The organism is Aquimarina sp. MMG015 (assembly GCF_018100855.1).
GTDB classification, from domain to species: Bacteria; Bacteroidota; Bacteroidia; order Flavobacteriales; family Flavobacteriaceae; genus Aquimarina; species Aquimarina latercula.
Map to the genome: position 1 here is coordinate 116,634 of NZ_JAGJEB010000002.1, position 12,925 is coordinate 129,558.

Below are 12,925 nucleotides of genomic sequence, written 5' to 3' on the forward strand. Positions count from 1 at the left end.
AAGAAATAACAATGGCAAGTACGAGTGATATTAGAAATGGATTATGTATAAAATATAATCACGATATATACAAGATTATTGAATTTTTACACGTAAAACCGGGAAAAGGCCCTGCTTTTGTAAGAACTAAATTGAAAAGTGTTACTACTGGAAAAGTTATTGATAATACATTCTCTGCTGGTCATAAAATAGAAGATGTCAGAGTTGAGACTCATAAGTTCCAGTTTTTATATGCAGAGGGTGATACACATCACTTTATGAATACAGAAGATTACAATCAAATAACTCTGGAGAAATCCACATTAGATGCCCCAGGATTATTAAAAGAAGGGGAAGTAGTTACTGTAATTATAAACTCTGAAGATCAAATGCCTCTTTCTGTAGAAATGCCTGCAAGTGTGATTTTAGAAGTTACATCTACTGAGCCTGGAGTAAAAGGAAATACAGCTACTAACGCTACTAAACCTGCTACCGTAGAAACAGGAGCAGAGGTTATGGTTCCTCTTTTTATTAATGAGGGTGATAAAATCAAAGTTGAAACAGACAAAGGAACGTACAAAGAACGTATTAAAGAATAATTCGGAAGTCAATTATTAATTCTGAATTTGTAATGATAGAATGAAATTTCCTCAAAAACACACATTAAAACAAATAGCTACCATAATATCTTCGGAATTTGTTGGTAGTCCCGATTTTCCGGTTCTTGGCATGAATGAAATACATGTTGTAACACCTGGAGATATTGTTTTTGTAGATCATCCCAAGTATTACGACAAAGCGCTGGAAAGTGATGCAACTGTCATATTGATAAATAAAAAAGTATCTTGTCCTGAAGGAAAAGCTTTATTGATTTCGGATGATCCCTTTAGAGATTTTAATAAGTTAACTACATACTTTAAACCCTTCGAAAAAGCTACTTCTATAGTTGCAGATACTGCAAAAATTGGAAATAATACGGTAATCCAACCTGGAGCTTTTGTTGGTAATAATGTAGTTATTGGAGATAACTGTTTGATTCATGCCAATGTAAGTTTATATGATAATACCGTTATAGGTAATAATGTTACAATACATTCCGGAACAGTATTAGGGGCTGATGCATTCTATTATAAAAAAAGACCAGAAGGTTTTGATAAATTGATTTCAGGAGGTAGAGTTGTGGTAGAAGATAATGTTGATTTTGGTTCTCTATGTACTATAGATAGAGGTGTTACAGGAGATACTACGATCCAAGAAGGTACCAAGATTGATAATCAAGTTCATATAGGTCATGATACTGTTATTGGAAAAAAGTGTTTAATAGCATCCCAAGTTGGTATCGCAGGATGTGTAATAATCGAAGATGAAGTTACTTTGTGGGGACAAGTTGGTGTTACCAGTGGGATTACTATTGGTACTAAAGCTGTTGTTTCTGCTCAGTCGGGTATTAGCAAATCGTTAGAAGGAAATAAAAGTTATTTTGGAACGCCTGCAGATGATTTTAGAAAAAAATATAAAGAAATCGCGGCCATCAGGCAAATACCTGAAATAATAGAAAAATTGAAGAACAATGAGTAAAACAGCAAAAGAGGTAGTGAAATCCTTTTATCAAACGGATTTGATTCATAATATAGACGCCTTTTCTGAATATTTACATCCGGAAGTTGAGTTAAATTGGAATAGTAGTTTCGGTTATAATAAGAAAGGTTTCGAGGATATTAAGATGATGTTTAAGGAAATGTCCAGTTCATTTGAAACTTTTAAATGTGAAATTAGTCATCTTTTAGAAGAGGACGGTATGGTAACTATTAGATATACATATGTTGCTACCACTATAGAAAGACCCGATAAGGAAGAAGCAATAGCACATTTTATTGCCATCTGGGAATTAAAGAACGATAAATTATACAGAGGATATCAAATTAGTCAACAAGGAGATAATACTCAAGAGAATTTAAAATCATTTTTTTCTAAATAGATTATTTATATCTAAGAAAATAGGTTCGGTTTTTTATAAAAATTTATTAAAAGCTCTGTAAAATCAAAAAATTAAAAAAATGTTTTTTTTTGATTTTTCATTTTAACTATAATGTTCAAAACCGTACTTTTGAAACTGCAAAAAAAAATAAAAAAATCATAACGCAATGAGTGTTCTAGTAAATAAGGATTCTAAAATAATAGTTCAAGGTTTTACGGGTAGTGAAGGTACTTTTCATGCAGGTCAGATGATCGAGTATGGTACTAACGTTGTCGGAGGAGTTACTCCTGGTAAAGGTGGTCAAACACATCTTGATAAACCAGTTTTTAATACTGTAGAGGAAGCAGTTAAGCAAGTGGGAGCTGATACCACTATTATTTTTGTTCCACCAGCATTTGCTGCGGATGCTATTATGGAAGCTGCGGATGCAGGAATTAAAGTTATCATCACTATAACTGAAGGTATCCCTGTTGCGGATATGATTACTGCTTCTAATTATATAAAAGATAAGGCATGTCGTTTGATTGGACCTAACTGTCCTGGTGTTATTACTCCTGGAGAGGCTAAAGTTGGTATTATGCCAGGTTTCGTTTTCAAAAAAGGAAATGTAGGTATTGTGTCTAAATCTGGAACGTTAACTTATGAAGCAGCTGATCAAGTTGTTAAACAAGGACTGGGAATTACTACAGCAATTGGTATTGGAGGAGATCCTATTATTGGAACTACTACAAAAGAGGCTGTAGAATTATTAATTAATGATCCTGAGACTAGCTGTGTAGTAATGATAGGTGAAATCGGAGGTCAGTTAGAAGCGGATGCTGCTAAATGGATTAAAGAGAGTGGTACTTCTAAACCAGTAGTTGGTTTTATTGCTGGAGAAACAGCTCCTGCAGGTCGTACAATGGGACACGCTGGTGCTATCGTTGGTGGAAGTGAAGATACTGCAGCTGCTAAGAAAGCTATTATGAGAGAATGTGGAATTCATGTAGTAGACTCTCCTGCAGAAATAGGTAAAAAAGTAGCTGAAGTATTAGGTTAAAAATATAGAATAGAGTATTTAATTATTCTATAATGATATATAAAAAGTCCAATAGGTATTTTCCTTTTGGACTTTTTCTTTTGGACACGTGTTAAAGTATTCTTAAAAACCGTAACATGTATTAACATTTTGCGTTTAATAGAATGTTAAAGAAACAGTAACTTAAACTATTTAAATGAAATCATTAAAATCTCTCTTACTATTATCTTTAGTAGTATTACTTAGTAATTGTAAGAATTCATCAAATCAAGAAAAAACTTCCCAAAAAGAACTTAAAGTAGAAATGCATACAGACGCTGCAGGGTTTTCTTACGAAACAGTTTCAAATGATCCGACAGGATTACGCCTGTACACCTTAGATAACGGTTTAAAAGTCTATTTGGGTAAAAATCAAGAAGAACCAAAAATACAGACGCTGATAGCAGTTCGTGCGGGGTCAACTTATGACCCTGCGGATAATACAGGTTTGGCTCATTATCTAGAGCACATGGTCTTTAAAGGGACTGATAAAATAGGAACACAAGACTTCGAAAAAGAGAATGTTTTTCTAAAGGAAATTTCGGATTTATACGAAGCGCATAAGAAAGAAACCGATACCGTAAAGAAAAAAGAAATTTATAAGAAGATAGATGAAGTTTCTCAAGAAGCATCTAAAGTTTCTATAGCTAATGAATACGATAAGATGGTAAGTTCATTAGGAGCAGAAGGAACAAATGCTTTTACATCTAACGAACAGACAGTGTATGTGAATAAAATACCAACTAACGAATTAGATAAATGGCTAACTGTAGAAAGTGAGCGTTTTAGTAAGTTAGTTTTACGTTTATTTCATACGGAATTAGAAGCTGTATATGAAGAATTCAATAGAGGGCAAGATAGTGATGGGCGCAAGCAGTATTTTGCTGTATTAGAAGGTTTGTATCCAACACATCCATATGGTACACAATCTACAATAGGGGTATCAGAGCATCTTAAAAACCCTTCGATGGAGGCAATTCATGCATATTTTGATAAATATTATGTACCAAATAATATGGCAGTAATATTAGTTGGAGATATTGACTTTGATACTACAATAAAAAAGGTAAATGAATCTTTTGGATCATATAAAAAGAAAGAAGTTTCGCATCCTACATTCGAAAAACTAGAGCCACTTGCAGCTCCTGTTAAGAAAGAAGTATATGGACCTACGGCAGAGTCTATTTATGTAGCTTTTAGAACAGAAGGTAAAGGAACTGAGCAAGAAGTAATAGTTACTCTTATAGATTATATGCTTGCGAACTCTCAAGCAGGATTGATCGATTTAAATCTAAATCAAAAGCAATTAGTTCAAAATGCATCGTCATTTACAAATTTTGATAATGATTATGGATTCCATTTATTATATGGAACTCCAAAAGAAGATCAAACATTAGATGAAGTTAGAGATCTATTATTGGCTCAAATTGATAAGGTTAAAAAAGGTGAATTTGAAGAATGGTTGTTAGACGCTGTTGTGAATGACTTACGTTTATCACAAATTAGACAATATGAAAATGCATCTTCTACTGCATATTCTTATTTGGATGCATTTATTGGTTTCCAGGACTGGAAAAGTCGCCTAGAGATGTTGGATAATATGAAGGAAATTACAAAAGAGCAAGTAGTAGCGTTTGCAAATACTCTTTATGGTAATAACTATGTAGAAGTTCATAAGATTAAAGGTGAAGACAAAAGTATTGTAAAAGTAGAGAATCCTGGAATTACGCCTATTGAACTTAATAGGGACAAGGAATCTAATTTTTTACAAGAGTTTAATAAGTTAGAAGCGCCTAGTTTATCTCCACAGTTTATCGATTACAAAACTGCTATTAAAGAGAATAAGACAAATAGTGGGTTAACTGTATCACATATAGAAAACCCAAATAATGATATATTTAGTCTGAATATCATTTTTGATATGGGGAAAGATCACGATCCAAAAATGTCTTTAGCAGCTGGTTACCTAGATTATTTGGGTACGAACAAGTATACACCAGAGCAACTTAAACAAGAATTCTATAAAGTTGGAGTGAGCTACAATGTTTTTACTGCTGATGATAAAACGTATGTTGGGATTTCTGGGTTAAAAGAAAACCTTGATGCAGGTTTAACATTATTAGAAGATTTATGGAATAATGCAGTGCCTAATCAAGAAACATATAATAAATATGTAGATAAAGTTTTAAAAGGGCGTAAGGATAATAAAACTCAAAAGGGTAACATTTTCTGGAATGGACTTATGAGCTATGGAAAATATGGTGAAAACTCACGTTTACGTAATATTTATACAGCTTCAGAATTACAAGCAATGAATCCACAAGAACTTGTAGATAAGGTAAAAGAATTACGTAATTTTAAACAACGTATTTTTTATTATGGTAATGATGTTAATGGAGCTATAGCATCTTTGGATAAAAATCATATTGTAAAATCCGAATTATTGGATTATCCAGAAAAGACTCAATATTTAGAAAAGGAAACCGGAGGAAATGTGTATTTTGTGGATTATGATATGGTGCAGAGTGAAATGCTTTTATTAGCAAAAGGAGCAGAGTTTGATCCTAAAAAGATGGCAGCTTCTAGATTATTTAATACTTATTTTGGTAGTGGATTATCATCTATTGTATTTCAGGAAATTCGTGAATCTAAATCATTGGCTTATTCTGCATTTTCTAGCTATAGCCAAGCTAGAGAGGTTGGTCAATCAGATTATGTGATGGCTTATGTTGGTACACAGGCTAATAAAATGCCGCAAGCAGTAGATGCAATGATGGAGTTAATGACGGATATGCCAGAAGCAGAAGAACAGTTTAATCAAGCTAAAGAAGCTACATTAAAGAAAATTGCTGCGCAACGTATAACGAAATCTAATATCTTTTGGACTTATGAAAACCTTAAGAAAAGAGGAATTGATAATGATAATAGAGAAGAAATGTATAATACCATAAAGAATATGGAGTTAGCAGATCTTAAGAAGTTTTTTAATGAAAATATTAAAGGCGAAAATTACAATGTTCTAGTGATAGGTAACAAAAAAGATGTAGATATGAATGCATTGAATAAACTAGGAGATGTTAAGGAGATGGATATAGATTATCTATTTAACTATGAGAAAAACGACAAGGATGTCAAAATGTAATTTATAGATATTATGATTATGTCTTAATAATTGGCTTATCATAAGTAAAGTAGTAATATTAAAAAATCCACGAATTTTATTCGTGGATTTTTAGTATAATATAGGTGATAATTTACACAACGTAATACTCTTAATTTAATAGTAAGCACCATTTTTTATAAAGTAGAGTATATATGTATTCTTTAATACTATTCAGATTCTAGCTCAATTTCGCTAGTTGGAATAAACATCTCTAACAAAATTGCTAAAAACATTACGATTCCGCATCCTAGTGCATTAAGCCATAAAAAAGGAAGCCAATCTTGCCACCATACATAAATGATAATCACTTGTGTTACAATTGCTGCAACGAAAACAGCATTACTTTTTACAAATTTTATAAAAAATGCCAATAAAAAGATACCGAGAACATTTCCATAGAAAACAGAGCCTATAATGTTTACTAACTGTATAAGATTGTCAAATAAGTTAGCAAAACATGCCACTAGAATAGCTAATATTCCCCATACTAATGTGAAAAATTTAGAAGCGTTAACATAATGTTTTTCACTTTTTTCTTCTCCAATATTTCGCTTGTATAAGTCAATAGCAGTAGTAGATGCTAATGCATTTAGTTCTGAAGCTGTTGAGGACATTGCAGCTGATAATATAACTGCTAATAATAATCCAATTAATCCTTTTGGGAGATTATTTAAAATAAAATGTATGAAAACATAATCCTTATCATTTGTTTCTACATCAGAATTTGCTTCTTTGATTAGTTCTTTAGCAGCTTGTCTGGTTTTTTTGTCAGAATTGTCTAAAGCTATAATCAATTCTTTAGCCTCCTGCTTTTCTTTAGCATTAGTAGCTTCTATATAGTTTTTAACAGAAGTCTCTTTATAATTTTGAATTTCCGATAGTTTATTTTCCAATTCTTTGTATTCCTGCGCATATTCTGAATTTTCTACAGCTACAGAAGCAGTAGGATTAAAATTAAGAGGAGCGGAATTAAATTGATAAAATACAAATACCATGACTCCAACTAGTAATATGAAAAACTGCATCGGAATCTTGAGTAACCCATTAAATAATAACCCTAACTGGCTTTCTTTTATAGATTTTCCGGAGAGATAACGTTGTACTTGGCTTTGATCTGTACCAAAATATGAGAGCATCAAAAATGTACCTCCAATAATACCAGTCCAAACGGTGTATCTATTACTTAGGTCAAAAGAGAAATCTAATACTTCCATTTTCCCACTAGCTCCAGCAATTTCTAGAGCTTTAGAAAAGGTTACATTGTCGGGTAAGTAACTTATTATAAGGAAAAAAGCAATAAACATTCCTGTAAAAATAATCGCCATTTGCTGTTTTTGGGTAACACTTACAGCTTTTGTACCTCCAGATACAGTATATGCAATTACTAATATTCCAATAATTATGTTTAATGTTGTCAAGTCCCAACCTAATACGGCAGAAAGTATAATTGCTGGTGCAAAGATTGTAATTCCAGCTCCTAATCCTCGTTGAATTAAAAAGAAAAAAGCCGTAATAGTTCTAGTTTTTAAATCAAACCTGCTTTCTAAGTATTCATAGGCCGTATACACTTTTAACTTATGGTATAATGGAATAAACACAATACATATAATGATCATTGCAATAGGCAAACCAAAATAAAACTGAACAAAGCCCATTCCACTATGAAACGCTTGACCAGGAGTAGAAAGAAAGGTGATAGCAGATGCTTGTGTTGCCATTACAGAAAGCCCTATAGTCCACCATTTTGCTTCATTTCCTCCACGGATATAGTCTTGTACACTTTTGCTTCCTCGAGTTTTCCAAACTCCATAGAGTACTATAAACAATAGAGTTCCTATTAATACGATCCAATCTATAAGTTGCATATGTTAGTTGTATGTGGTAAGTATTAGAAAATAATAGTATATGGTAAACTTTTAAGGGTCTATTTACTGTTTTTAGGAAAAAGCAGTAGTTATCCAATAAAAGAAAAGCAAATAGAATACGTTAGCAATTAATACAATTGAGTATAGTTTTTTCCAAACTATCTTGGTATTTGAATCTCTCATATTACATATTATTTTCCTAAAGATAACATATTTGCAAATAACCTATAAGCTCCAGATACTCCCGCGGGAAACTCTCTAAAGAAGCTAAGACCCGTATATACGTAATATCCTTTTCCATATTTAGCAATTAACAAAGCTCCTTTTTTTTCGGATTCTCCTTTGTCATTTGCAGCGATAATAGGAACGTATTCATCGGACCATTTATTAGGAAAGTATAGACCTCTTTCCTGTACCCAACCTTCAAAATCTTTATTGGTAATTTTATTTGGAGTATTTAGTACAGCATGGTCTTTTGCTAAAAGTTTTATGGTAGCGTTTTCATCTGTAACTCGATCCCTAGATAGTTTTAAAGGATAAGGGCCAAGATTATCTTCAACTTTTAACCTTCTATTAGTGTTGTATTGAATTACTAAATTCCCACCGTTTTTTACATATTCAAGCAAATGTTTTTGTCTAAACTTTAGTTCTTCAACAGTATTGTACGCTCTTATTCCTATAACAATAGCATCAAATGCTTGTAAAGTTTCTAGAGCAATTGATTCCGGGGAAATGGTAGTTACTTTATACCCAATTTGTTCTAAACTTTCTGGAACAACATCACCAGCACCTTCGATATAACCGATATTTTGTCCTTTCTTCTTTATATCCAATCGTACCACTTTAGTTTCAGAAGGTAATACTACCGTTTGATAAGGGATATGATCATAATTGATGTTTATAATTTCATCAGAATATGTCTTTCCATTTATATTTACTTGTGGAGAAATATACCCTTCACTTTGGTTTTGTGGAGCGGTTAGCGTAAAAATCACTGTTTTCTCTTCGCCTTTTTGAGCTAGTTTAAAATCTATTTTTTCCGGTGATACTTTCCATCCTTCAGGACGTTTTAAGGATATCGTTCCTTTAATATTTGGTTCAGAACTTTTTAGTGTTACAGGAATTTGTTTTGAAGGATTATTGGCATAAATAATCACTTTATCTTTTATGCTAGCAGAAACTGTTGGGATTATTTCAAAAGGCTTATAAACTTCTCCTTTTACAGGATCATTAGTTTTGTAAACGATGTCTTTAAGATATGGAACAATAATTCCTCCAATTTCTATATTAAAAATAGCTTTAGTTTGATGCTCAGTTTCTGGAGTCCCAATAAGTTTTTGATCATTTACACTATACATTCCTAAAGTACCTTTACTATTTAACCAATATGGAGTCGTATTTTTAGTATTCGAGATTATCTTACCTTTTAATTCATAATTACTTCTTTTATTGGTTTCTAGACTAGTTCCAATGTTTTCTATAATTCCAATAGAAGAAATATCAATTGATTTTAATTGTATAGTAGCATTACTTCTGTTAATAGCTTCAATCTTTATAGTTACATCACTATTTGGAGTGGTGTAGGCTTCTGTTGCAACTGCTTCTATATAAAGACCGGTTACAGCTGCTATAATTTCTTTTATTTCTTTGGTTTTAATTACTTTCCAATGATCATTCTCTAATCCTTGAATTAATTGGTACGCTTTGATTAATTCATTAACCGAGGCAGCAGGGTTTTTAAAGTCGAAGTCTTTTTCTACCTGATATAAAATATCACCAACCGCTTTTCCTCCTTTAACTCGATTCCAAGAAGTATCTATTCCATCAAAAATATTTGTTTTATCTTTTGGTAATTCTCCTTTGATCAGTTCTACGTATTCGGTTTGCGCGCCTCTAGTTCCAGTACTTCCAAAACCTTGCGATTTATGTTGACTACGGCTCAGAGAAGCTATTTCTGTATTAGAAAGTCCTAAGTCAGGATAATAAATTCCAGTATCAAACTCTAGAAGATTTGATTTATCAGCTTTTTCAAATTTTTCTCTACTTCCATAAAACCACCAAGAAGTATTAAAGAAAAGTCTTTTTGGTTGCCAAGTATCTACATATTTTAATTGATCTGGATAAACGTTTTTATCAGCTACTAAATCAAAAGCCTCAACGCTTAGCATGGCAGAAGATGTATGATGACCGTGAGTACTACCAGGAGTTCTATGGTTAAACCTATTTATGATAACATCGGGTTGAAATTTTCTAATTGCCCAAACGACATCATTTAGAACTTCTTTTTTATCCCAAATTGCTAAAGTTTCATCGGGATGTTTAGAATATCCAAAGTCATTAGCACGAGTAAAGATTTGCTCTCCACCATCCGTATTACGAGCCGCTAATAATTCTTGTGTTCTTATAACACCTAATAATTCTCTTATTTCTGGACCAATTAAATTTTGACCACCATCACCACGTGTAAGCGACAAATAAGCGGTTCTTGCTTTTACTTGATTAGCCATGTAAGAGATTAATCTGGTATTCTCATCATCTGGATGTGCAGCAACATATAAAACGGAACCTAAAAAGTTTAATTTTTTTATGGCCTCATGAATTTCTACAGAGTTTGGTTTTTTAGGTTGTTGTGCTTCAGCAATATTGATAAATAGAGCGCTGAAAACTATTACAGAAAGTAATTTTCTCATAATAAAGATTTGATAATAGTTTTGAGTATTTCGTCAAATATAAAAAGATAAAATTCTCGGTTTTTACGTTTAAGGATACTTTAACAGGACTATTTTGATCTATATATTAATCCAAGCAAGGAACCTAAAAGCACAGTAATTGCTATTGTTGGTTTAGGTCCAAAGGCCATTAGACCTATTGTTAAACCAATTATACCTCCTAGTGCACTTGCAATAAAACGACCAGGATTTCTTTTTTTATTAATAACATAGATCATTGCTATTGATAAGGTGATTCTTAAGGCTGCACCCACAATGGTTATATCTACGATGTTTTTCCAAAAATGAGCGATGATGTATGCTATTAGTACCGTTATTATAGTTGCATATCGTAGGAATTTAACTTTTTTATTTTTTTTAGATTTATATACCAAATGAGATGAAACAGCAAATATTGACGTGTCTGCTGTACTCATTAACCCCGCAAAGAAAAGTACCAATAATATTGGAATCCAAGATTGATTAATTAAATGTTGCATTGAATATACGAATACAGTATCTGGATCTAGATCTGGATTTTGGTTATACGCATATAATCCAATGATTAGCAGCAAAAATGCAACGAACAGTACGGGTAAAATTGCCAAACCTAAACCTTTTTTCAAAGATTTGACATCTTTTGCGGCATAACATAATTGATATCTGTCTGCTAATCCAAATACGGATAATCCACCATATAATATAAGACCAATGATACTACCCAATTGAACGGTCTCGCTAGTTGATGTACTTAGAACACTGTCGAAATCTCTCATATCGAGTATTCCTGAAATTAAAAGACATAAAAAGGCTATAATAATAATTCCTTGAATAATATCTGTTATTATTACCGCCTTATACCCTGATAATAAAACGTAAAACAGTACAACTGAGGCTGTAATTAACAGTGCAATATCATAAGAGAATAAATCAAAGTATGCAATTACTTTTGCTCCTCCGGCTAAGGAAAGTAGTATCCAAAAAAACTGAACGATAATGGTTATGCTATTTGTAACTATTCCGGTTGTTTTATTTTTTGTTACAAAAACGGGTAAATCACCTTGTGTATAAAAGACTCCTTCTAAGGAAAATTTTTTAATTCTTGGTGCTGCCCAAAAGGCAAATAGAAGATAACCAATTACAGATCCGATAGACATTGCAAAAAGACCCCAACCAAATTTATAGGCATAGCCAGTGTATGTAATTAAGGTACTTACACCAATTGCACCTGCAAATTTTGAAAATAGAATTGTTAACCCACTACGATTTCTACCACCAATTAAGAAATCTTCTGTATTCGAAGATCGAGATATATAAGTCGATAAACCGATAATTAAAACAATGTAGGTAGCTAGGTAAATGTAAATTTCCATGTAAGATGAATTGTTGTGCTTCAAAAGTAAAGAAAAGCATTTAGAATACTTAGTTTCTATTCGCTGTAAAAAGAGTTATATCAATAGCTAGAGTTTTAAGGCTATTTATTCTTTTTGTAGTCAACAATATCAATAATATCCACACCCATATAATCAGCAATCTTTTGTAGCCGATCAAAGTCTTTTGCTAAATCTTTTCGCTTTACAATATAGTCTCCTGCTTGTGGACTAATACCTAATATTTTGGATATACCATAAACAGTTTTAGCTCCTTTACTTTTTTTAAGTAACCTTTTTAATTTCTTGTTAATCATTGATTAATATGGTTATAGAGATTAAATATACAAATAAATTTTTATTAAAAAAATATTTGTATAATCAAAAAATAATTGTACATTCGAATCATACAAATCAAAACCTCGAAAAAATGAAACTCTCATTAGTAATTGCATTATTTTGCGTAACATTTGGATATGCAGCTCCTTTAAATTCAAACCCAACAAATGAGAAGGAGAAAAACAAAAAAGAGAATAAGGAAGGCACTAACGTGAATAGCCTAGTATCAAGAAATTTTCATTCAATTAAGAAGTGGAAAATGACAATAGAATATTCTAATGGAGATATTATTTCTAAGACTATTGAGATTAGTGAGAAGGCCTCTTCTAGTGCTATGGAATTGGCATTTGTAGAAGCGGAAAAATATATAAAGACCTTAAAAAAAGTAAAAAGCTATCATGTATTTCCTGTATCAGCTAATTCATTTGTATTATTAGCAGGAGGTAAGTAATAATCGATTGAACTT

Annotated in this window: 10 protein-coding genes; 6 read left to right on the forward strand and 4 right to left on the reverse strand. The window is 32.0% G+C overall.

Going from position 1 to position 12,925, the window contains the following annotated elements; all coding sequences use genetic code 11:
• The first annotated feature begins 11 nt into the window (after positions 1 to 11).
• The 5 genes from efp (at position 12) to J8L88_RS03840 (ending at position 6,156) form a co-directional block, all read left to right on the forward strand.
• Complete coding sequence (efp, locus tag J8L88_RS03820; protein WP_027391653.1) at positions 12 to 578, forward strand: elongation factor P; 567 nt, start codon at positions 12 to 14, stop codon at positions 576 to 578.
• Between the two features lie 40 nt (positions 579 to 618).
• Positions 619 to 1,557, forward strand: coding sequence for a UDP-3-O-(3-hydroxymyristoyl)glucosamine N-acyltransferase (locus tag J8L88_RS03825; protein WP_211059997.1), 939 nt, complete (start codon positions 619 to 621; stop codon positions 1,555 to 1,557).
• Positions 1,550 to 1,957, forward strand: a complete 408-nt coding sequence (locus tag J8L88_RS03830) for a nuclear transport factor 2 family protein (protein ID WP_027391651.1) — start codon at positions 1,550 to 1,552, stop codon at positions 1,955 to 1,957. Before J8L88_RS03825 ends, J8L88_RS03830 begins: the two co-directional genes overlap by 8 nt.
• Before the next feature lie 166 nt (positions 1,958 to 2,123).
• Positions 2,124 to 2,996, forward strand: a complete 873-nt coding sequence (gene sucD / locus J8L88_RS03835; RefSeq protein WP_211059998.1) for a succinate--CoA ligase subunit alpha — start codon at positions 2,124 to 2,126, stop codon at positions 2,994 to 2,996.
• A gap of 175 nt (positions 2,997 to 3,171) precedes the next feature.
• On the forward strand, positions 3,172 to 6,156 hold the full coding sequence (locus J8L88_RS03840) for a pitrilysin family protein (RefSeq protein WP_211059999.1): 2,985 nt from the start codon (positions 3,172 to 3,174) through the stop codon (positions 6,154 to 6,156).
• A 188-nt stretch (positions 6,157 to 6,344) separates the two neighbouring features.
• Here J8L88_RS03840 and J8L88_RS03845 read toward each other — a convergent pair whose 3' ends face one another.
• From J8L88_RS03845 to J8L88_RS03860, 4 genes are all read right to left on the reverse strand, one after another.
• The gene (locus J8L88_RS03845; protein ID WP_027391648.1) at positions 6,345 to 8,042 is read right to left on the reverse strand and encodes a sodium:solute symporter; all 1,698 of its coding nucleotides are present in this window, start codon (positions 8,040 to 8,042) and stop codon (positions 6,345 to 6,347) included.
• 191 nt (positions 8,043 to 8,233) lie between these two features.
• On the reverse strand, positions 8,234 to 10,732 hold the full coding sequence (locus tag J8L88_RS03850; protein ID WP_118386036.1) for a PIG-L family deacetylase: 2,499 nt from the start codon (positions 10,730 to 10,732) through the stop codon (positions 8,234 to 8,236).
• An 89-nt stretch (positions 10,733 to 10,821) separates the two neighbouring features.
• A complete protein-coding gene (locus tag J8L88_RS03855) occupies positions 10,822 to 12,123 on the reverse strand; it encodes a hypothetical protein (protein WP_211060000.1) in 1,302 nt (433 codons plus the stop codon).
• A gap of 101 nt (positions 12,124 to 12,224) precedes the next feature.
• Complete coding sequence (locus J8L88_RS03860; protein WP_211060001.1) at positions 12,225 to 12,437, reverse strand: hypothetical protein; 213 nt, start codon at positions 12,435 to 12,437, stop codon at positions 12,225 to 12,227.
• 113 nt (positions 12,438 to 12,550) lie between these two features.
• On the opposite strand from J8L88_RS03860, the gene J8L88_RS03865 reads away from it, so the two are divergent.
• The gene (locus J8L88_RS03865) at positions 12,551 to 12,910 is read left to right on the forward strand and encodes a hypothetical protein (protein WP_211060002.1); all 360 of its coding nucleotides are present in this window, start codon (positions 12,551 to 12,553) and stop codon (positions 12,908 to 12,910) included.
• Positions 12,911 to 12,925: the final 15 nt, after the last annotated feature.